Annotated in this window: 20 protein-coding genes and 1 pseudogene; 15 read left to right on the forward strand and 6 right to left on the reverse strand. The window is 61.3% G+C overall.

Annotated elements, in window-relative coordinates:
• Nucleotides 1–250: 250 nt before the first annotated feature.
• Nucleotides 251–1222 carry an alpha/beta hydrolase family protein gene (locus tag J4G43_RS19950; protein WP_208086035.1) on the reverse strand — a complete coding sequence of 324 codons (972 nt, stop codon included), beginning with the start codon at nt 1220–1222 and terminating at the stop codon, nt 251–253.
• Nucleotides 1223–1342: 120 nt separating this feature from the next.
• Here J4G43_RS19950 and J4G43_RS19955 point away from each other — a divergent pair, with 120 nt between their 5' ends.
• Nucleotides 1343–1894 carry a hypothetical protein gene (locus J4G43_RS19955; RefSeq protein ID WP_208086036.1) on the forward strand — a complete coding sequence of 184 codons (552 nt, stop codon included), beginning with the start codon at nt 1343–1345 and terminating at the stop codon, nt 1892–1894.
• A 20-nt stretch (nt 1895–1914) separates the two neighbouring features.
• Here J4G43_RS19955 and J4G43_RS19960 read toward each other — a convergent pair whose 3' ends face one another.
• Nucleotides 1915–3183, reverse strand: a complete 1269-nt coding sequence (locus J4G43_RS19960) for an IS256 family transposase (protein WP_038952271.1) — start codon at nt 3181–3183, stop codon at nt 1915–1917.
• A gap of 144 nt (nt 3184–3327) precedes the next feature.
• On the opposite strand from J4G43_RS19960, the gene J4G43_RS56005 reads away from it, so the two are divergent.
• The 4 genes from J4G43_RS56005 to J4G43_RS19975 all read left to right on the forward strand — a co-directional run bounded on the left by J4G43_RS56005 (nt 3328) and on the right by J4G43_RS19975 (nt 6639).
• A complete protein-coding gene (locus J4G43_RS56005) occupies nt 3328–3558 on the forward strand; it encodes a LytTR family transcriptional regulator DNA-binding domain-containing protein (protein ID WP_408581437.1) in 231 nt (76 codons plus the stop codon).
• Between the two features lie 201 nt (nt 3559–3759).
• On the forward strand, nt 3760–4698 hold the full coding sequence (locus J4G43_RS19965) for a helix-turn-helix domain-containing protein (protein ID WP_225004979.1): 939 nt from the start codon (nt 3760–3762) through the stop codon (nt 4696–4698).
• Between the two features lie 137 nt (nt 4699–4835).
• Complete coding sequence (locus J4G43_RS19970; protein WP_208086038.1) at nt 4836–5549, forward strand: SDR family NAD(P)-dependent oxidoreductase; 714 nt, start codon at nt 4836–4838, stop codon at nt 5547–5549.
• Nucleotides 5550–5559: 10 nt separating this feature from the next.
• Nucleotides 5560–6639, forward strand: a complete 1080-nt coding sequence (locus tag J4G43_RS19975) for an NAD(P)H-dependent flavin oxidoreductase (protein WP_208089365.1) — start codon at nt 5560–5562, stop codon at nt 6637–6639.
• 197 nt (nt 6640–6836) lie between these two features.
• Here J4G43_RS19975 and J4G43_RS19980 read toward each other — a convergent pair whose 3' ends face one another.
• Nucleotides 6837–7259: a DUF805 domain-containing protein gene (locus J4G43_RS19980; RefSeq protein WP_225004981.1), complete on the reverse strand. Its 423-nt coding sequence runs from the start codon at nt 7257–7259 to the stop codon at nt 6837–6839.
• A 245-nt stretch (nt 7260–7504) separates the two neighbouring features.
• Between J4G43_RS19980 and J4G43_RS19985 the strand changes: the two genes are divergently transcribed.
• The gene (locus J4G43_RS19985) at nt 7505–8263 is read left to right on the forward strand and encodes a ThuA domain-containing protein (protein ID WP_223153616.1); all 759 of its coding nucleotides are present in this window, start codon (nt 7505–7507) and stop codon (nt 8261–8263) included.
• A 164-nt stretch (nt 8264–8427) separates the two neighbouring features.
• Here the strand turns inward: J4G43_RS19985 and J4G43_RS19990 are convergent, their stop codons facing one another.
• Entirely contained in the window at nt 8428–9315 is an 888-nt protein-coding gene (locus tag J4G43_RS19990) for a haloalkane dehalogenase (RefSeq protein WP_085401697.1), read from the reverse strand.
• A 317-nt stretch (nt 9316–9632) separates the two neighbouring features.
• Between J4G43_RS19990 and J4G43_RS19995 the strand changes: the two genes are divergently transcribed.
• Nucleotides 9633–12500 (forward strand): ATP-binding protein, encoded by a 2868-nt coding sequence (locus tag J4G43_RS19995; RefSeq protein ID WP_208086040.1) that lies wholly within the window; start codon nt 9633–9635, stop codon nt 12498–12500.
• A 136-nt stretch (nt 12501–12636) separates the two neighbouring features.
• Here the strand turns inward: J4G43_RS19995 and J4G43_RS20000 are convergent, their stop codons facing one another.
• Nucleotides 12637–13287, reverse strand: a complete 651-nt coding sequence (locus tag J4G43_RS20000; protein ID WP_208086041.1) for an FMN-dependent NADH-azoreductase — start codon at nt 13285–13287, stop codon at nt 12637–12639.
• A gap of 202 nt (nt 13288–13489) precedes the next feature.
• On the opposite strand from J4G43_RS20000, the gene pdxR reads away from it, so the two are divergent.
• From pdxR to J4G43_RS20015, 3 genes are all read left to right on the forward strand, one after another.
• Nucleotides 13490–14908: a MocR-like pyridoxine biosynthesis transcription factor PdxR gene (gene pdxR / locus J4G43_RS20005; protein ID WP_208086042.1), complete on the forward strand. Its 1419-nt coding sequence runs from the start codon at nt 13490–13492 to the stop codon at nt 14906–14908.
• A gap of 127 nt (nt 14909–15035) precedes the next feature.
• Nucleotides 15036–15491: a carboxymuconolactone decarboxylase family protein gene (locus tag J4G43_RS20010; protein WP_063984223.1), complete on the forward strand. Its 456-nt coding sequence runs from the start codon at nt 15036–15038 to the stop codon at nt 15489–15491.
• 106 nt (nt 15492–15597) lie between these two features.
• The gene (locus tag J4G43_RS20015) at nt 15598–15918 is read left to right on the forward strand and encodes a DMT family transporter (RefSeq protein WP_208086043.1); all 321 of its coding nucleotides are present in this window, start codon (nt 15598–15600) and stop codon (nt 15916–15918) included.
• Nucleotides 15919–16127: 209 nt separating this feature from the next.
• Here J4G43_RS20015 and J4G43_RS20020 read toward each other — a convergent pair whose 3' ends face one another.
• Complete coding sequence (locus J4G43_RS20020) at nt 16128–17357, reverse strand: cupin domain-containing protein (protein WP_071915263.1); 1230 nt, start codon at nt 17355–17357, stop codon at nt 16128–16130.
• 221 nt (nt 17358–17578) lie between these two features.
• Between J4G43_RS20020 and J4G43_RS20025 the strand changes: the two genes are divergently transcribed.
• From J4G43_RS20025 to tnpC, 5 genes and pseudogenes are all read left to right on the forward strand, one after another.
• Nucleotides 17579–17899: a hypothetical protein gene (locus J4G43_RS20025; RefSeq protein ID WP_228411356.1), complete on the forward strand. Its 321-nt coding sequence runs from the start codon at nt 17579–17581 to the stop codon at nt 17897–17899.
• 194 nt (nt 17900–18093) lie between these two features.
• Nucleotides 18094–18830: pseudogene (locus J4G43_RS20030) on the forward strand (L,D-transpeptidase family protein); the annotation flags it as partial.
• Between the two features lie 99 nt (nt 18831–18929).
• Nucleotides 18930–19328, forward strand: coding sequence for a transposase (locus tag J4G43_RS20035; protein WP_026192391.1), 399 nt, complete (start codon nt 18930–18932; stop codon nt 19326–19328).
• Entirely contained in the window at nt 19325–19696 is a 372-nt protein-coding gene (gene tnpB, locus J4G43_RS20040) for an IS66 family insertion sequence element accessory protein TnpB (RefSeq protein ID WP_208086045.1), read from the forward strand. Before J4G43_RS20035 ends, tnpB begins: the two co-directional genes overlap by 4 nt.
• Nucleotides 19697–19789: 93 nt before the next feature.
• Nucleotides 19790–21334 (forward strand): IS66 family transposase, encoded by a 1545-nt coding sequence (gene tnpC / locus J4G43_RS20045; protein ID WP_224517700.1) that lies wholly within the window; start codon nt 19790–19792, stop codon nt 21332–21334.
• The last annotated feature ends 133 nt before the right edge of the window (nt 21335–21467 follow it).

Genomic DNA, 21467 nt, shown 5'->3' on the forward strand with positions numbered 1-21467 from the left:
CTGACCGAATGCGCTGTGAAAAATGCAATTCTCCTGTTGTTCGGATGAAGCACGGGGCACATCGGTGCAGCGACTCCGCTCTTCATGCTTTGCGTCGTTCCGCTTGCAACTCAGGAGTGAGCATTGAGTCACGTCGATTTCCACAGCCACCAATATCCGTAATGTCCGCTTCGGGTCACAAGGGGACGTTCGCTCTGAGCGCGGGAATGTCAACTAACGGCCAAGAACGGACATCCCGCTTCAAAACCTGCTACTGCAGCGTCCGCTTGAAGAAGGCGACGATGTCGTGATCGAAGCGCTCATGAAACGCAGCGCGGTCGAAGCCCGGCTTGCTTGTGCAGATTGCCGGCATGCGGGTTGCCAGGTCCGCAGAGCACGGCTTCAGAAAGTCGTAGTGCCCGGCGTCAGCCACGACGTGCGTCTCCGGTGGCGTCGGCAACGCGAGCCGAACGGCTTCCGCATAATAGGGGTGTGGTAGCACTTGATCATCCTCGGCCCGCCAGAGCTGCACCGGCTGGAGGACCGCCGCCAGACCGTTGGTCCCGAAGGCAAAACCGAGAGCGGGCGCGGCGGAGACCACCGCCTTGATTCGCGGATCGCGGGTCCAGACGATATCGGTATCCGGCAGCAATGGGTGCTCTTCCATGATCTGACAGTCTTCGAAGGCGGGATGCGCCTTGCAGTGACTCGGAAGGGTCCGAAGGTCCGGCTCGCCGCCGGCGGCCGCTAGCACCGTCAAGCCGCCAGCCGAGAAGCCGAACGCGCCAACGCGACTGGCATCGAGGCGGGCGTGGTCGCTCCACGCGCCCAGCATGTAATCCGTGAGCAGCTTCAATTGCCGTGGCCGTTCCCAGATTGCGGTAGGACGGCTTTGGTCGCGCCAGCTATCGCCATTGTGCGTAAGAGCGGCGACGACGAACCCTGCATTGGCCAGGGCCGTGGCGGTGTCGAGGTGCCCGGCGTAGGAGCCTCCGTGACCGTGAGATATGACCACCAGCGGAAGACCGGTGCCCTCAACCGGCGCGTCGCGGGCGACCATCTGTTGATCGGTCTCGACCGCCTCCAGCTTCGGGGGCATCGTGGTCGGATACCAGACGCCCACCTCGATAGGTGGGCCTTGCGGATCGTCGATGCTGAAATGCCGGAACCCGACCGCGGCGTCGGCCTGGCCGGTGGTGACTGTGATGAGTACGGCGAAAAAATATGCAATCGTGTAGCGCATGGGAACCTCTCGGCGAGTGGGACGCCAAGGATCCAGCAAACGGCACAGGCCTGCGCCAGCACTTGTTCGCCAACGGGCGAATGGGTTCGCCGGCGGGCAAACCGCCACTATAATGGCCTTATGAGCGAAGCGCGTCGGAGTGACCTTCTGCGGGATTGGGCCGTTGACCTCGCGATCGCGAGCGTCTGCGCCATCTTTTTCGGCCTGATCGGACCGTTTGGTAGCTATCTGAACGGACCGACCTGGCAGCGCGTGGTGTTTCAACTCGCCTGCTTCTTACCCGGAACCCTCCTTTTCGGATCGCTCATCCGGGTGGTGCTGCGGCTCCGCCTGAACCCGGCGATGACCTGGATGTCGATCTTCCTCGGCGTCGTCATCCTGAACGCGCCATTCCAGATCTGGGTCGTGTCGATAGCCGTATCGATATGGCCCTTCCTGAAAATCTTACGACCCCTCGATTGGTACTTGCAGGGGCTGATCACCGCCTTGCCGATTGTGCTGGGTTTCACCTTTCTCATGCAGGCCCGGTTACATCGCCGGCAACAGGCCAAGGAAGCCGGCGAAGCGCCGCCAACTGCTTTCGGACTACTCGGTGCGCCACCTTCCGCGGTGCTTTGCCTGCAGATGGAGGACCACTATGTGCGCGTCCGTACCGCCGGGAGCTATGGCTGATTTTGGGTGACGCGGCCTGATCAGGCGGCGTGGCTTTCAGTGTTCGGAATGACTTCGATTCCGTCGATGAACTTTACACCGGCGATGACTTTCGGCAACTGGTTCGTGCTCTTCAATCGCCGCCAGGTCTTCGATGCGGCGTCGATGAGCTTGAACACCATCAGCTTCGCAGTTTGTTGCGACAGCGATCCCTTGGTCCGCACCGTTCGGTGGCGCACCGTGGCGAAGACGCTCTCGATCGGGTTCGAGCTGCGTAGGTGGATCCAGTGCTCAGCAGGGAAGTCGAAGAAGGCGAGCAGCGCATGGCGATCCTTGATCAGGCACTCCACCGCACGTCCGTATTTGACGTGGTATTTCTCGACGAAGACGTCGATCGCGGTTTCAGCTTCGGCCCGGTGTGGGGCCAGATAGATGTTCCGCAGGTCGTTCTTCATGGGGCCCTGCACGGATTTGGCGACCTTGTCGAGTACGTTGCTCACTTTATGGCACCAGCATCGTTGGTGCCGCGTGCCGGGAAAGGCCTCGTCCAGTGCCTTCCAGAAGCCGAGGGCGCCGTCGCCGATGGCGAGTTGCGGGGCAATCCGTAACCCGCGTTGCCGCAGGTCGATCAGGAGTTCGCGCCAGCTCTGCGCGCTCTCGCGCACGCCGACCTGGAAGCCGATCAGCTCCTTCTTGCCTTCCGGCGTGGTGCCAATCAGCACCAGCATGCATTCGCTGTGATCTTCCATGCGGGCCTGCAGGTACACGCCATCGGCCCAGATGTAGACATAGCGACGCGCCGACAGATCGCGTCTCTGCCAGCGTTCGTACTCGACCTGCCAATCGGCCTTCAGGCCGGCGATCACCGAAGGCGACAGGTTCGGCGCATCCTTGCCGAGCAGCGCCGAGAGCGCCTCCTGGAAGTCGCCGGTCGAGATGCCGCGCAAATAGAGGACCGGGATCAAGGCATCCAGGCTCTTCGTCCGCCGCGCCCATAGCGGCAGGATTGCCGAACTGAAGCGGAGGCGGTCGCCTGGCCCGCTCGCTCCGCGGTCGCGGACCTTGGGACGAGCGACCTCCACCGGACCGATGCCGGTCGCAATCTCGCGCACCGGACCGTGCCCATGTCGGACCAGGCGCGCTCGACCGTCGGGCAGCGTCAGATTGGCCGTGCTGGCCAGAAACGCGCCAACCTCGATCTCGATCGCCCTGGCAAGCAGGTCCCGCGCGCCGGCACGAACGATATCGGTCAGTGGATCATCAACCGCGGACGGCTGACGGAAAGCAAGAACATTGGTAGTCTCGGTCATGGCGTATCGCTCTCCTCGAGAGGTTCTGGCAGGCTCGTCACCCGCCTCGATACGCCGCCTTCCTCACACCGTCATCACCCAGATTCCGCCATAGCTCCCGCCGGCAACTCTCGCCTTGTACTGGCAACGCTCAACCAGGCGATGATGGCGCTCGAAAATGCCGATGGCCTGCAGGTACATCGCTCCTGGTGGGTCGCGAGGAGGGCGGTTGTTCGGGTCGTTACCGAGGGCCGCAATCTGCGACTGCAGCTCGTCAATGGCATCACGGCCCCGGTCGCCCGGTCAGCCGTCGCCATCGTGCGGGAGGCGGGCTGGTTGACGAACGAGAGCTCGACGGGGGGCCGCAGCACCGAAACAGAAATATTGCCCCTATGACGGAGGCCATGTCCGTTGTGGGTCAAAAGCTGGCGGTCGGCAGCAGCGTGGCAACGTCGGTTGGGGGCCAATAACGAAAGTGAGCGGCTACACTGCTTGATCGCAGATGCGTGATAGGGCGGGGGCGAGAGTTGCGGTCAGCCACGAGTCCGACCACATTGACGTCGTCGAGCCTGCAGCCTGTCCAAAGGTGACGCCCGCGTGAATTTATTTGGCCGAAATCAGGAATTGACATCTCGGCCGACGCCGTCAGGCGAACGCAGCTCCAATAAATACGGCGTCGCCGGGCTGCTGGCCTCATCCGCCACGCGAGGTTGGTCAAATCTAAAGGCAGAGCTTCGCAGCCACCGCGGTACGGTTGCCTGGAATAACCCCCAGCCTGATGCCGAGATCTGCGTTGATGTGCGCGGTAGTCGGTCCGTTGTCACGCGTCGGCCGGACGGGGCCATCGACTCGACCATCTCCGAACGTGGAACCATCTGGTTTCGTCCGGCCGGCGTGCACGAAGGCCTGATCGACATGTCCGAGCCGGTGCCCGCGATCTTACATCTTTACCTACCGCCCGGTTTGTTCTTGTCGCATGATCTGGGTGAAGGGTTCGGCGCGACGGCGATCGATTCACTCCGCCACAAGGGCGGCTTCCGCGATCCACTGCTTGCCGAGATTGCCTTTGCCATCATGCTCGAATTGGAACACGAGACGTCCGCGGGCAGGCTGCTCGCCGAAACCCTGGCATTGAGTCTGGTGGCAAGATTGATCCAGAACCATGCTGCGCCGCGGTCCGGCTTGGTCACGCCGGCCGCAGGGGAAGGGCTCGACCGACGCAGATTGGCGCGCGTGCTCGACTATATCGAAGCCAATTTGGAGGGCGATCTGACGGTAGCGCGGCTGGCCTCGGTTGCCTGCCTGAGCGAGTTTTATTTCGCGCGCGCGTTCAAGGCCGCCATCGGCAAATCGCCGCATCGGCATGTCAGTGCAAGGCGCCTCGAACGCGCCAAGGATCTGCTCTGCGATGCGGATCGGGCCTTGGTCGATATCGCCCTCGGGCTCAGGTTTTCGTGCCAGGCCAATTTCACCCGCGCATTCGGGCGAGCCACGGGCCAGACACCGGCGCAATATCGGCGAAACCGGCTGGCTTGACTTTGTTACCGATGTAACGATCTGCATCCACCGACGGCAGGAAATGACAATAGCTGAGCAGGCGATGCAAAGAGGCATTGCCTCGATCAGGGTAACTGTTCGCTCATCCATGCACTTTGCGTGAAGGAGAAGCGAATATGACGTCCGAACGGAAGGTTGCCATCATCACCGGAGCATCGCGCGGCATTGGCGCAGGATTGCTCGAGGCCTACCGGGATATCGGCTACCACGTCGTTGCCAGTTCTCGTTCGATCGGCAGGAGCGACGATCCGTCGATGCTCGCGGTCGATGGCGATATCGCCAGCGCAAAGACGGCCGATCGCATCGTGGAACTGGCCATCGAGCGCTTCGGACGGATCGATACGCTCGTCAACAATGCCGGCCTGTTCATTGCGAAGCCCTTTACCGAGTATTCTGAGGCCGACTTCGCCAAGATGGTCGGGGTCAATCTCGCGGGCTTTTTCAATCTGACGCAGCGGGTGGCGGCGCGGATGCTGCTCGCGGGCTCGGGTCACATCGTCAATATCACGGCTACGATCGCCGAGCAGCCGATGGCGTCCCTGGCGGCGGCGCTCGCGGCGCTAACCAAAGGCGGTCTCAACGCGATCACCCGCTCGCTCGCGATCGAGTACGCAAGCCGGAATATCCGCGTGAATGCCATATCGCCTGGTGCGATCGCGACCCCTATGCATGCGCCGGAGGCGCATGGCTTCCTCGCAAGCTTGCAGCCGATGGGCCGCATGGGCGAGATACAGGAGGTCGTCGACGCCGTGATGTATCTTGAGCGAGCGGCTTTCGTCACCGGCGAGATCATGCATGTCGACGGCGGCGCGTCCGCCGGCCACTGGTAGGAGGCGTGCGATGTGGTCTGACCGACGTCTTGTTGAATTGTTCAAGATCGAGCATCCGATTGTGCTGGCACCAATGGCCGGATTGGGCACGGTAGACCTTGCAGCCGCGGTCTCGAATGCCGGCGGCATGGGCTCGATCGGCTGCGCTGTCTTGACGCCTGAGCTCATTGCAAAGACCGTTGCCGAGCTACGGCGACTGACGAAGAAACCAATCAATCTCAACTTCTTCTGCCACGATGCGGCAAAGGCGGACGCCGCTCGCGAGCGTGCCTGGCATGAGAAGCTTTCGTCGTATTATCGCGAACTGGGCATCGCCCCCGCAACGGCTGCACCGCGCCTCGATCTCGCTCCGTTCGGCGATGCCGCGTCCGCCGTAGTCGAACAGGTCCGGCCGGAGGTGGTAAGCTTTCATTTCGGTTTGCCCGAGCCCGGATTGGTCGATCGGGTCAAGGCAGCCGGCTGCAAGGTGATCTCATCGGCGACGACAGTCGACGAAGCATGCTGGCTCGAAAAGCATGGTGCCGATGCGATCATCGCTCAGGGGTACGAAGCCGGAGGACATCGCGGCTTATTCCTTGATTCTGACCGCGAGCGCGCGATCGCCTCACAGGCCGGCACGTTCGCCCTTGTGCCACAAGTCACTGACGCCGTCAGCGTGCCCGTGATAGCAGCCGGCGGGATCGGGGATGGGCGAGGGATCGCAGCGGCGTTCGCACTCGGGGCCGCCGGCGTGCAGGTTGGAACCGCCTTTCTGCTTTGTGCCGAGTCGGCAACGCCCCCGCTTCATCGCGAGGCTCTGCGAAATGCGCGGTTGAACCGGACTGTCATGACCAACGTGTTCTCCGGGCGACCGGCGAGGGTTCTGGTCAATCGCCTTGCCGCCGAGATTGGTCCCTGGTCGGACGCGGCGCCGGACTTTCCGCTGCCCATGGGCGAACTGTCGCCGCTGCGTGCTGCGGCTGAGCAGAATGGAAGCTCCGATTTCACGCCACTCTGGTCAGGTCAGGCGGCCGCGCTTGCCCGCGAGATGCCCGCCAGAATGTTGATGGACGTCCTCGTGCGGGAAGCCACCAAGTCTGGAGGCAGCTGATGTCCGGCTTGGGATACCAACCAAAGTCCGAATTGGGTCGAAGTCCGGCGTGGTTCGCTGCGGATCGGCGCGCCGGGTTTACCCTGCGAAGACCTGTCGTTGAGGAGCGCTGTCGGCAGGGATGGGCCATCAGCAGACATTGCGGCTGACTTTCGCGCCACCGTTCAAACGCCCGGCCGGTCTGCTTTGGGGGCGCGCTAGACGCGCGTGCGCGGTAGCGAGGTCGAGCCGAACCGATTGTCGCCAGGCCGTCCGGGAAATGCACTCAGGATTGTCGCCAATAAAAGATAAGGAAGCCAATACGGAATGCTGAGCGCGGCGACGAGGAGAGGAATTGCGAGGATTGTGAGCGCCCACCAACCCGAGATGTTGAAGTCATGTAGTCGCTTCATAAGGATTGCAGCGAGCGGCCAGAGCGAGATAAAGAGGACAGCCGGGACGATGGGCCAGTCGAGCGGAGGGTTGACGCTATAGTATTGGGGTCCTGAATCAGTGAGCTTCCTCGCGACGCGCACGACGAGCATGCCGACTAGCACAAGTCCCAAAAGTCCCAATCGAAATTCCTGCGGACCGATGCGGCCTTTCATGGATAAAAAATACCAAATGAAAGCTGAGTGCATGCGCCTCCGAGATCATCCTGTCCGATAGCTGTAGTGCAACGCTTAAGCAGCATAGGCTATTCAGCCCAACACTATCCGAATAGATAACCTAAAATTGTGCGCACGGGCGGACAATCGCCGACGGTCACAATAGGATCAGGCCAGCAGCGTCGCATAGGACGCGAGAGGGCGATGCCCCCCGGTCGGCGCTGGGCTGATCTGTGCTAGGCTTCGTCAACACATGGTTGGTTTTGGCGGAGGCGATTGTGAGGCGACGTGAGTTCATCGCGCTCCTCGGCGGCGCGGCGGCAATCCGACCACTCGGCGCGCATGCGGAGCGTCCGCGAGAGCGCATCCTCTATTTCACATACTCCGCCGGCTACCGGCATGATGTCATACCGCTTTCTAAGGTTATCCTGACCCAGCTCGGAAGCCATTCGGGTGTTTTTGAAGTCACTGCAACGGAAGACACGTCCGAATTTTCTACCGAAAACCTCGAGCGCTACGCAGCGGTGATGTTCTATACGTCAGGAGAACTTCCGATGAGCGACGCGCAAAAGAGAGCTCTTCTCGACTTTGTGCGCTCGGGCCGCGGGTTCCTCGGCGTTCATTCGGCGACGGACACATTCTACACTTGGCCGGACTATCTCGATCTGGTCGGCGGCTACTTTAATGGTCATCCTTGGCATCAGGCCGTGAAGATCGAGGTGGTTGATCCCGGCGATCCCCTGGTGGCTTTTCTCGGGAATTCGTTGCAAGTCGAGGACGAGATCTACCAAATCGGCGACTTCGACTATCGTGGTTCACGCGTGCTCCTGCGCCTCGACCCAAGCTCGGTGGACCTTGGCAAGACCGGCGTACATCAACGATTCTATGGCTGGCCTCTCACCTGGACCCGATTCTATGGCGAGGGACGAGTATTTTATTCGGCGTTAGGCCACGAGCCGTCAGTTTGGCGGGACGCCCGCTACCAGCGAATTCTCACGAACGCTATCCTGTGGTCTATGCGAAGGTCGCCCTGGTAGACGCCGCGGCACTTCGCATTTGCGCCACCGCCGGATTCGTTGGCTGGTGTCCATGCCTGAGAGGTTCGGACCGTCTTGGTCTGCGACTTCCGCTCCGGGTCAAAATGCGAAGAACTCAGAGTGAGCCTTGATGATCCTGACATCGCAGCCCTGCATGGCCGCCGTCAGCCCAACGCCTCCATCCAGCCGGCGACGGCCCGTCCGATCTCGTCCGGCGAATCTTCCTGGACAAAATGGAGTCCCGAGATCGTCACCTCGGTCTGTGCCGGGAGGCTGCGGGCCAAATCGAGAACCGGGCCATGGGCGAGGATCCCACCGGGCTCCGCCCTCAGGAACAACTTGGGTATATGGCTCGTCTTAAGCCAGTCAGCGTAGGCGGTCACGATCGCAGTCACGTCGGCGGGCTCGCCCTCGATGGGGATTTGCCTTGGCCACGTCAGCGTCGGACGCCGGCCCTCGCCGGGCTCGGCGAAGGGCCGTCGGTACTCCGCCATATCCTCGTCGGACATTTTGCGAAGGATGGCTCCCGGCAGGATCTTCTCGATGAAGAAATTGTCTCGCAAGACCATTTCCTCGCCTTTCTCGGAACGTAGCCCCTGCAAGGCGTGACGCATTTCGAACTTGTCCCAGTGGTCCCAGTATTGCGGCCCCATGATCGCCTCCATGTACGCGATACCCTTCACGGCCTCGCGGTGGCGGTTTGCCCAGTCGAAGCCGAGCGCCGAACCCCAGTCATGGATGACGAGGGTGACCCGTTCGCGCACGTCCAGGGACTCGAGCAGGGCGTCGAGATAGCGGCGGTGCTCGACGAAGCGATACGAGTTGGGACCGCTGTCAGGCAGCTTGTCGGAATCGCCCATGCCGATCAGGTCGGGGGCGATGCAGCGACCCAGCGGCTTCAGGTGCGGCAACACATTGCGCCAGAGATACGACGAAGTGGGATTGCCGTGCAGCAGTACGATGGGGTCGCCCTTTCCCACCTCGACATACGCCATCTCGCGGCCGAGGACCCGCCGCCGCTGCTTCTTATAGGGAAATGCCGCAGAGATCATGTTCGCTCTCCCGTTTACATTTGGGCGCAGCGACACCGCGAAGCCTGCGCAACAGCGCGCCGCTGGGTTAGACAGTGATCTTACTCGGGCCCTGCATCAATCGCTTGCCCGCCATTGATGCTGTTTTGCTAATCTTGCTCAGAAGATCACCCAAGCAGATACTGGGTATCAAGCCATTGATATGCCGCGCGTTAAGCGGATAGTTCGACGGCCCTTGCCCACTGCCCAGATCAACGTTTAAGCTGATTTCCTGGAGCGGTTCCCTGATCTGATGCTGAGATTTTCTTAGGATTACTCAACCGACGGGGCAGGCCGTGATGGCCGAGCAAGGCCTACGAGCCGTCTATGAGTCGAACGGGTGGGAGATCGATCTTACCCAGCGTGAGCTGCGGTCCCGAGGTGTTTCCGTTCCGATCGGGAACCGCGCATTCGAGATTCTGGAGATTCTGGTTCAGTCGGGCGGCGAGCTTGTCACCAAGCGCGATCTTATAGATCGGGTGTGGCCGGTTGCGACGGTCGAAGAAAACACGCTCCAGATTCATATATCCGCCATTCGCAAGGCGCTCGGCGCAGATCGCGAGTTGTTGAAGACGGTGTCCGGCCGCGGCTATCACCTGCGCGGCATCTGGACCATGCGGCCAGCAACCGGACCGGGACATCCACTCTACCTAAAGGAAAGTGCGTCGGCGCAGCCATTAGCGTCGACCAACCTGCCGCAGCCGGTTTCAGCGTTGATCGGCCGCACCGCCGAGGTCGAGGAAATCTCGAAGCTTGTCCGTGCCGGCCGGCTCGTCACCCTGACCGGGGCGGGGGGCATCGGCAAGACACGGCTCGCGCTCGCGGTCGCCCGTGAACTGCTGCCGCATTTTCCAGAGGGCGTGTGGCTGGCCGAGTTCTCGCCGCTCGCTGATCCCAGTCTGGTTCCCATAGCGCTCGCTGTCGCGATCGGACTCAAGTTCGGCGGAGGTGAAATTTCGACGCAGCGCGTGGCGCTGGCACTGGCAGCGCGGCGCTTGTTGGTGGTGTTGGACACCTGCGAGCATGTGATCGACGCCGCGGCGAGGATGGCTGAGGGCGTGCTGCGAGCCGGATCCTCGGCTCAGATCATCGCAACCAGCCGCGAGCCGCTCCGGGCCGAGGGGGAGCAGGTCTACTGGGTGCAGCCGCTCTCGATTCCGACGGAGGACGCGGACGATCTCCTGGAATACGGCGCCGTCAGACTATTCATCGAACGTGCACGAGCAACCGAGGCAGGGGCGGTTCTGGATGGCTATCAGGCAAAGACGATCGCGGCGATCTGCCGGCGTCTTGATGGCATACCGCTCGCGATTGAAATGGCGGCGGCACGTGTCACGGCACTCGGTGTCGAAGAACTCGCCGCTCACCTTGACGATCGCTTTCAGCTGCTGACCGGAGGGCGGACGGCGCTGCCGCGGCACCAAACTCTGCGGGCGACCTTCGATTGGAGCTACGAGCTACTGACTGAGCCTGAGCTGGTGCTCCTCCGCCGGCTCGCGGTCTTCGCCGGCGCCATCGACCTGGAGGCGATCTGCGCGGTGGTAACGGGCGCCGGGATCGCTTTGCCGGACGTGGTCGATGGAATTTCCAGCCTGGTTTCGAAGTCGCTGGTTGTGGCGGAAATCGATGCCACCACGGCGCGCTACCGCTTATTGGATACGACCCATACGTATGCCCTCGAAAAGCTCGGCGAGAGCGGGGAACGGGAACGGCTCGCGCGCCGCCATGCCGAATATTACCGGGACTTGTTCGAGCGGGCTGAAGCGGAGCTGGAGATGCGCCCCACGGTCGACTGGATGGGCGACTACGGACGGCACATCGACAACCTGCGCGCGGCGCTGGGTTGGGCCTTTTCACCCAGCGGTGACGTGCAGATTGGCGCGGGGCTGACCGCGGCCGCAGTGCCCCTATGCGTCCATTCGTCGTTGCTGGAGGAATGCCGCGGCCGCGTGGAGCGGGCGATCGGCGCCCTTGGGGCTGCCGTCAATGGCGACGCGCGCCTCGAGATGAAGCTGTATACCGCGCTCGGTACGACCCTGATATTTGTCACCGACGCGAAAATTCCCGCGCTCGGCGAAGCCTGGACAAAGGCGCTGGAGCTTGCAGAGAGGCTTGACGATGTCGAGCACCAATTGCGGTCGCTGCTAGGCCTGTGGTTCTTTCACCGGGTCGCCGGCCGCCTTCGCGCCTCCTTGACCGCCGCGCAACGATTCAGCGCTCTTGCGGCAAGCCGGTCAAATTCCAACGATCGGCTGATCGGTGAGCGATTGATCGGCATCTCGCAGCAATGCTTCGGCGATCAAGCGAGCGCGAGGTATCACCTCGAACGCATGCTCGCGCACTATGTTCCTCCAGTCCAAAAGTCGCGGATCAGCCGTTTCCGGAGCAACCAGCGGGTGACCGCCGGCGCCTTTCTGGGCCGGACCCTATGGCTGCAGGGATTTCCGGATCGCGCAATGCACGTCACCGAAACATACCTGCATGAGGCATCTGCCAGCAGACACGTCAACTCGGTGTGCTACATCGTCGCCAACGCAGCATGCCCGATCGCGCTGTGGAGCGGCGATATGGATGTCGCAGACCATTACGTGGCAAGGCTGATCGACCTTTCGACCAGGCATTCGCTGATGCGCTATGTTGCCTTTGCCCGCAGCCATCAAGGACTGCTTGCGATCAAGCGCGGAGATACCGCCGGCGGCTTGCCGCTGCTGCGGTCAGGCATCGACGAACTCGGCGACGAAGTCAACGCATCGCATCGCTATTTCCTGTTCGTTGGTGAGATGGCGGAAGGCTTGGGGCGCGTCGGGCAAGTGGGCGAAGGACTTTCGGTGGTACACGATGCGATCGCGCGCGCAGAGGAGACCGAAGAACGCTTGAGTATCGCCGAGCTGCTGCGCATCAAGGGCGAACTGCTGCTGTTGCAAGGTGCACCCGGCGCTGCGGCAACGGCCGAGGATCAGTTTTTCCGGGCGATGAAGTGGGCGAGCCTGCAGGGCGCTCTGTCCTGGGAACTACGCGCCGCCACAAGCTTGGCACAGTTGTTTCGCGATCGGGACCGACCGGCTGACGCGAAGGCGCTGCTACAACCGATTTACGACCGGTTTACCGAAGGTCTCGACACCGCCGACCTTAAGCGAGCAAGAGGTCTCTTGCGTGATCTCAGTTAAGCCAATCTCCGTTCTTAGCGAGGCTCTGATGTTTGGGGGAAGTTTTGCTTGCTCAATTGAGGAGGCAAGTACCTCAGCTTCCCGGGCGCTGTATTGATCTCGCTGGTAGGGAATCCCGCGAGGTGCCGTTGCCCGTTCATACAGCTTGCTGAAACACCCCCGTTGAATTGCGCGCGAAACGGAGGAAGAACCTCTGCATTGCCTGATCCGCCTTGGTTCGGGCTGCGACCAATGCATCAGGACCAAGGGACGATCCTTCAACGGAGAAGAACGTCAAATCATGCAGCCCGATGGTGCCGAGGATAGCTTTTAGATACGGCGTGAGAAAATCGGGCTGATGCGCGCGATCGCCGGAAAACCGTCCGCCCGAGGACACTGCGACAAAAACCGGACGGTCGCGCAACGCCCCCAGTTTTCCCTGGGCAGTCACGTCGAACGTTCGACGGACTCGAACGACGTGATCTATCCACGCTTTGAGAGCGGCAGGCACGGTGAAGTTGTGCATCGGAGTTGCGATGACGACGAAGTCCGCGCTCTCCAGTTCCTGGATCAGTTCTTCGGACCGGGACATGGAACCCTCGACAAACATTTCCAGGCTCGATCGCTCGGTCGCGCCAAGAGCAGTTGCGTAGCTTTCATCGATATCGGGGACGCCGCTGATCGGTCGAACGATGACGGTTGCCGTCGGCTCGCGATCCAGCAAGTGGCCGACGAGTTTCTGGGATAGCCTGTAACTCTCCGAGGCCTGCCCGCGGGGGCTGCAAATCAATTGCAGTATTTTCGTCATCTGCTTTCCAATCTCTGCTGTCCGAACTCTGATCATCAGCAAAGAGCAATTTCGGCCTACATCCAAGGACCATGAATGAGCTTTGCGACTGGTCCATGATTTGTCGGCGCAGGCTGACCGCTGCAGCGTGCGAGAAGTGGAGACCAATCCGAACTGTTATGGCATAGTGGGTTTTTCGTTCATCGAAAGATCGGATCGGGCCATGCCTGCCGCGAATCCCAAGCTCTCGCCGCTTGATCCGACAGCAGCCGCGCCGTTCTACCGGCAGATTTACGATCGGTTTCGCGACGCTATCGCCAGTGGAATGTTGAAGCCTGGTGACCGCATTCCGTCGGTACGGGCGTTGACCAAGGAATTGGGGCTGGCCAGAGGTACCATCGACACGGCTTATTCCTTGCTGGCCGCTGAAGGGTATATCGAGGCGCGCGGGCAGGCAGGAACCATTGTAAGCCCAGACCTTACGCCGCGAATATCCATTGCGAACCCGACGCCGCGGGCGGATCCCCGGATGGACGCAGTCAGTTTTCGTCCGGATTCCATCCTGCCGTTCCAGATGGGTTTGCCTGCCCTGGATGCGTTTCCCCGGAAGATCTGGGCGCGCCTTGGCGCGCGCAGCGCGCGGGCCATGCAGCCTTCCGATATGATCCATCCCCCTGTGTCCGGCTTGCCTCCGCTGCGTGCTGAGATCGCGAGATACCTCCAGGTTTCCCGTGGGATCAACTGCACCCCGTCTCAGGTGTTCGTGACCTCGGGATACCGCCAAACCGTGGAGCTGGTCGGTCATGCCCTGCTGAAGGCGGGTGATCGCGTCTGGCTCGAAGACCCGGGATATCCGCCCACGCGAGAAATTTTCGAATATGTGCAGATCGAAGGCATCTCGGTGCCGGTCGATGCGGAAGGCATGGTCGTTTCCGATGCCGTCAAGCTCGCGCCCCGGGCGCGCGCAGCGGTGGTCACGCCTGCGCATCAGAGCCCGCTCTGCATGTCCCTGTCGTTACCTCGGCGTCTGGCGCTGTTGGACTGGGCCGCGCGAAACAAGGCATGGATCATCGAAGACGACTACGATGGCGAATACCGCTATGTCAGCCGCCCCCTCCCTGCATTGAAAAGCCTCGATCGTGACGGGCGGGTGCTCTATGCGGGTACCTTCAGCAAGGTACTTTTTCCAGGCATGCGGCTGGCCTATCTCGTCGTGCCGGAAGCGCAGGTCGAGCGGTTTGAGGAGGTCACCGAAAGCCTTTCAACTGGCTCTCCGGGGCTTACGCAAACCATCGTCACTTCATTCATCGCCGAAGGACATTTTGCGCGCCATATCCAGCGGATGCGGAGGCTCTATGCCGAGCGCCGCGCGGCAACCGCGGCGGGGCTGGAAAGCGTGCTGGGAAAAAATGTGCGAATAGATTTACAGCCGGGGGGCATGCACCTGATCTTGCGTCTGCGAGGCAACCGTTCAGATCGCCGGCTCGCTGCGAGCATGCGGGAACAAGGCCTGTACGCGGAGGCACTTACGGATTGGACGAGGCGCAATGATGGGGCTTCCGCCCTTCTTTTGAACTTCACGAATATCGCCTCGCGGCGCACGGCCGAAAATTTCGGACGGCGCATTTTGGGATTGATGTGACTGAAGCTCGAGCGTGATCTGCCGGATTATAGAAATCATGGCCCAGCTGCAAACGCCTATCATGGAGCTTCTTGAATAGGCCAAGATGCGAAACGATGGAATCCTTCAACCAGATGAGGATTCAATCATGAACAAGCGCATCGATTACGCCAAGGCTTCACCGGAAGGCTTCAAGGCTTTTGGAGGGGTCTACGTCTATCTTCAAAAAAGCGGCCTTTCAAAGCAACTTGTCGATCTCGTGTATCTGCGGGTTTCGCAGATCAATGGCTGTGCCTACTGCATCGATATGCACTCCCGCGACCTGCTCAAGTCTGGTGTCGCCGCGGACAAGCTCGTGCTGGTGCCTGTGTGGCGAGACGCGGGGGAAGTCTTTAGTGAGCGCGAACGCTCTGCGCTGGCCTGGACCGAAACCGTGACGAGGGTGGCCGAAACCGGCGTTCCCGATGCCGACTACGAGGCCGCCGCCGGCGAATTCAGCGACAAGGAACTCGCTGACCTCACCTATGCCATCGGCTTGATGAGCGCGTTCAATCGATTGGGAATTTCGTTCCGCTCGATCCCCGCTGCCGCCAGTAAGGCTTGAGGCGCCCATCAGCAAGCATGTCGCGCATGGAATCCTCCATGCGCGTCCAGCCCCTCACAAGCGGCCCGGCGGTAACGCCCGGTGACCAGCGAATGGATTGACCCACATGGCATGGATGATATTGGCCTCCGCCGGCCTTCTCGAGATCGGATTCGCCTTCGGTATGAAGTGGTCCGCAGGCTTCACGCTGCTGATACCCGCGCTGTTTACGGCTGTCACCGGTTTGTCGAGTGTCTTTCTTCTCTCGCTGGCGCTCCGCACACTTCCCGTAGGAACGGGGTACGCGGTCTGGACCGGTATCGGTGCCGCGGGTACCGCCGTTCTGGGTATCGCAGTGCTGGGCGACTCTGCGTCGCCGGCGCGGATACTTTGCATTGCTTTGATTGTGGCCGGCGTGATTGGACTAAAGCTTGTCTCTGCAAACTGAGGATGCCACTGACGCTCGGGTGCCCGTTTCGGCCTGACCGTTTGATGCTAAGGCGGATCCGGCGACCACCAACGCAGGGCGGCCGAGGTCAGAACGTTCATGGCGTTCTCCTTCTGCAGCCGGAGATGGCGCAATCTTGCCGGCGGTCCGTCAGCGGCCAGCCCACCGGGCGCCGGACAGTGTGCCGCGATGGGCTCCGACTTAGGCGGTTATTCCGGCACGACCAGAGCCTTGTTCGTGCGCAGCGCGCTCATCACCTTCGGATCGAGTTTGAGATGGGCTTGCACCAGTCCCGGCGGTGTTGCCGCCATCCAGGTATCGAGCGAGAAATCGATAAAGCGGTCACTCTTGAACGTCTCGAGAAATCGAAAGTTGGTCGAGCCGGTATTCTCGAGATAGTGGCCCATCGCCACCGGGACGTAACCAACGTCGCCGGCCTGCAGATCAAATGTGCGCGCCTGCCCCTGGCCGGCAAACACACCCATGCGCGCCTGTCCCTCGATGACGTAGAGCCACTCGTCTCCGTTAGGGTGCCAGTGCACCTCGCGCAATCCGCCAGGTTCGAGTTCAACCAGGGCCGCTGCGGTCGTGGTGCTGATTGGAAACAAACGGGAATCGGTGATCCGCACCGTTCCGCCCTTCGTCTTGATGGGCACCTGCTCCATCATCCGCCAGGTGTAGCTCGTCTCCGACGCCTTTGCGCCCGATATGGCTTCCGATCCGAGCGGCCCCGGCAACGGGGCCAGGAAAATATAGCGCTCGCTTTCATCGGGAGTGTGGCCGAACAGTGAGGCAGGCACTCCGAAATTCTTGCCCAGCACATCGGTCGGTATGCGCTTGAACCAGTCGTTGAGCAGGAAGGTGTTGTCTTCGTCGAAATCGCCATCGTCGAACACGAGAAGGAATTCGCAGCCGTCGGGGCCGAGGCCCTGGATCGAGTGCGGGGTTCCGCCCGGGAAGAACCAGAGATCTCCGACGCCGACGTCATCGACGAAATAGCGTCCCTCGGAATCGACGGCCGTCACGCGAGCCGTGCCATAGAGCATGTAGGCCCATTCTGACGCCTTATGCCAATGCAGCTCACGCACACCGCCCGCGTTCAGGCGCATATTCACGCCGGCCATGGACTTGGCAATGCCCAGCTCACGCTGCGTGACCTGGCGGGTCCAGCCGCCCGGCTCAAGCCGCATATGGGCGTCCGAGAACGAGAAGCGCAGGTTCGGCAAGGTGCCATGATCGGTCGACGGCGGAACCAGCAGATCCGGGTTCTGCCGATCCCGCATGAGATTGCGCGGACCGGGATCGGTGCCGCCGTGACCCGGTCGCTGTGGCTGAGGAATCGCGCCGTCCGCGGTTTGCGCGTGCGCCAGCCCAACGCTCGTTAGAAGACCTCCGGTAGCTGTCGCTGCCAACATATGGCGACGAGAAATGGAATCCATGCTCGGTTCTCCCATGATTCCAGGCTACAATTCTTCTGCGCACGACACCTGCGCCTGACGTCTCCGAGCGTCGTCCGTTGGAAGCGGTTCAAACTATCAAAGCAGTACGCTTCGATATTTCTCGTTAGCACGAGTTCCTGCGGCTTCCGGCAGGGCGAGCGCCAACATTGGCACTGTCCGCCTCGATGCTTCGATAGCCGTATCGGTTTTCGGACCAGGCCGTGAACCCATACCCCCGCTGCGATCGACGAAAGACCCGGGATCACGATGCGGTGCTCTATGCTCGTGCGGGTGCCATCCACGATGTCTTTAGCGGACAGTTTGCTGACTTCACTAAGGACGGCGAGGACAACAAAACGCTGTTCGCAAAGACCGGAAAATTGCCGATTCCGGTCTTGGCTATCGGTGGCGATCACTCCGTCGGCACATTGATGAACTCCGGCTTGGCCGATGTCGCGGGCGCCGCCAAGAATGCTGTCATAACCAATGCGGGCTTTTTGCCTAATTGTCTCCGGAACTGCTTGAGGTCAGCTTTGGGTTAAAAGAAGTCCTCGGCTGAACGATCGGGCAGGTCAGCTATGGGCCAGAAGCGGACGACGAGACCGAGCGTCTTGGCATCCCCAAGGCCAACGATAAGCTCGAACTTCTCCGGTGGCTGCGTCCATCTGGGCTTGCCTTACGAACCCACTGACTACACGCTACCCAAATGAGCAGATTCCACGCCCGAGGTAAGGTCATGATCGGCGCCACGGCACTCCGTGCGCTTATGCTGACTGCAGCTTTTTTCGCGGCGTTGTCGCCGGCCACCTGCCTTGGCGAAAACAGCAACCGCTTGCCGGCCAAGGCTACAAAGGAGCTACCACCCGAGTTGCTCTCGCTGCTCCGACAAAAGAAGATGCCAAAATACTCGCCTATCCTTGTGCGCGTCTTCAAGCAAGAGGCGGAGCTCGAAGTCTGGAAACAGGACACCACCGGCCTCTTCAAAATCCTCAAGGTGTACCCGATCTGTCGGTGGTCGGGGGATCTCGGGCCGAAACTGAAGGAGGGTGACCGTCAGGCTCCAGAGGGTTCTATACGATTACTCCCGAGCTGATGAATCCCAACTCCGATTACCATCTCGCGATCAACGTCGGCTTTCCCAACAGCTTCGACAAGGCAAACAATCGCGACGGCAGCTTACTCATGATCCATGGCGACTGCTCATCGAGCGGTTGCTATGCCATGACCGACGAACAGATAAGCGAGATCTATTCGCTAGCGCGGGACTCCCTCGGCGGCCGACCGTCCTTTCAGGTCCAGGCTTATCCATTCCGCCTGACGCCGGCAAACCTGGCGCAGCATCGAAATAGCCCGAACCTCTCCTTCTGGAAAATGCTCAAAGTCGGCAACGATCACTTCGAGACGACGCATCTCGAACCTAAGGTGGACGTGTGCAATCGACGCTATGTGTTCGATGCGCAAGCTCCACCAAATTGTAAGCGGAGCTTTTCTCCCATTTGATTGACTGGTTTCGCTTCGGCTTTCGCTCTGCGATCCTTGGCTTGTCAGAGAGCCGAGAGGAGACTGAAGGCGATGGAACAATCGGGGGAGGAAGCCGAAGCTGATGGCTTTGTGGGGAAGCTTACGCGCCGGACGCGTTCTGGAGGCCGGTTATGGTCTGCGGAGATCAAGGGGCGCGCTGTTTTCGAGAGCATGAAGCCCGACGCCCGGGTATGTGATGTCGCACGGCGTTATGGTGTGAAGGCCCAGCAGTTGACGACGTGGCGCAGATTGGCGCGTGCTGGCCGGCTCGCATTGGTCACGGACGACGCGGCGGATTTCGTGTCGATCGAGCTGAGCGATCCAGTGGCGTCAGGCAAGAGCGAGGGGCCCGTCGAGATTACGATTGGCAAGGTTTCGGTCCGCCTGGATGCGGACGTGTCGGCGGTGCGGATCGCGGAGATCGTGACTGCGATCGAGCGCGGCGCATGATCATTCCGGCGCAGGGACTGCGGATTGTGCTTGCTGTGCGTCCTGTTGACTTCCGGTGCGGGCACGACGCGCTGGCCGGTCTTGTGCAAAACACGCTTGGGCTCGATCCGCATTCGGGCCTGATCGTGGTTTTTCGTTCGAAGCGCGCCGACCGGCTGAAGATTTTGCTATGGGACGGCACGGGCCTCGTTTTGGTCTACAAGCGCCTTGGCCGCGATGGTCGTTTCGAGTGGCCGCAGATCAGCGACGGCGTCATGCATCTGACGCGCGAACTGGAAGCGAGTGGGCGAACGGATTGTCGCGACGACGCCAGCTGCGGCGAACTGACTCAGACCCGACAACCTGTTTCGCGCGGGGCTTTGGGATGATAGCTTGCGGATGTGCCGCCGTCCCCCATTGATCCCGCCCGTCTTGCAGCGCTGCCCGCCGATTTGCGCGCGCTCTTCCGCGCGCAGGAAGCGATGATTGAAGCCGAGCGTCGTCGCGCAGACGATGAATGCTCGGCGCGCCTTCATGTCGAGAGTGAACTGGCTGCGTCCAAAGAGAGCGTCGAACGCCTCGAACTGCTCGTGAAGGAGTACGAGCGCGCACGTTTCGGTAAACGCTCGGAGAAGTTCAATCCCGATCAGATGCAACTGGTTCTCGAGGACATCGAGATTGCCATCGCCGAAGTCCAGGAACGCCAGGACGATCGTGCGCGCCGCGCCGGCACGGCGCCGTCCAGCCGCCGGACCAGGCGCGCTGCCCGTGCCTTTCCCGCGCACCTGCCGCGCATCGAGCAGGTGATCGAACCCGAGAACCTCGAGTGTCCCTGCGGCTGCGGCCGGATGGTCCAGATCGGCGAGGATCGCTCCCGCCGTCTCGATGTCATGGCCGCCCAGTATCGTGTGATCGAGACGGTGCGACCGCGCTACGCCTGCGCAAAGGGCTGCACCGGTGTTGCTCAGGCGCCGGCGCCCGCCCATCTCGTGGAGGGTGGCATCCCCACCGAGGCGCTGCTGGCGCAGGTGGCGGTCGCCAAGTTCAGCGAGCACATGCCACTCTATCGTCAGTCGCAGGTTCTGGCTCGGCATGGCATCTTCATCGATCGCGCCGTTCTGGCAGACTGGATGGGAACGGTCGCCTTCCACCTCGCGCCGCTGGTCGAGCGCATGAGCGTCGTGATGAAGCAATCGGGCCGCTTGTTCATAGACGAGACCAGGGCGCCTGTGCTCGATCCGGGCCGGGGCCGAACGAAGACCGGCTATCTGTGGGCTGTCCTGCGCGACGATCGCGGCCACGGCGGCGCTGATCCACCAATCGTGGTCTACCACTACGCGCCAGGACGCGGTGGTGACCATGCTGAGCGCATCCTCGAGGGCTTCGACGGCATCCTTCAGGTCGACGGATACCAGGGCTATCATCGGCTCGCACGGCCCAAGCGCAAAGGCGGCGTGCCGCTGCGGCTGGCCGCATGTTGGTCCCACTCAAGGCGCAAGATCATCGCAGCGACTCCGAAAGCCGGCTCACCCATCGCCGAAGCCGTTCTCGCGCGCATCGCCGCACTCTATGCGATCGAGAAGGAGATCCGTGGCGCCGACGCCCCGGCTCGGCAAACGACCCGTAACGAGCGATCACGGCCGCTCGTCGCTGAACTCGAGAGGTTTCTGCGCGAGCAAGCCGCTCGCCTGTCGCCGGGCAGCGAGATGGGCAAGGCGATCGCCTATCTCCTGAACCATTGGGATGGCCTCACCTTGTTTCTCGACGATGGTTGCGTTGAGATGGACACCAATCCCGTCGAAAATCAAATCAGGCCGCTGACTCTGACGCGTAAAAATAGTTTATTTGCTGGTCACGACGAAGGTGGTCGTTCATGGGCGCGCATAGCTTCGCTCATCGCCACCTGCAAAATCAACAGCGTGGAGCCCTACGTCTGGATGAAAGCGACGCTCAAAGCGATCGCAACCGGTCACCCGCAGTCCCGGATCGACGAGCTCCTGCCCTGGTCGTTCGGCCGCACCTCGTAATTCTCCGTCGTTGCCGCCTCCATACCCCCCGCCAACGATTTGCAAACACGTTGATCAACAGACTGCAATCCCCACGCCAAACCTTTGCGAGTGGGACGCGAACGTCGCTTACACCAAATTCGCCGTATCCTCT

Origin of the sequence: Bradyrhizobium barranii subsp. barranii, assembly GCF_017565645.3 — a bacterium.
Classification (GTDB): domain Bacteria; phylum Pseudomonadota; class Alphaproteobacteria; order Rhizobiales; family Xanthobacteraceae; genus Bradyrhizobium; species Bradyrhizobium barranii.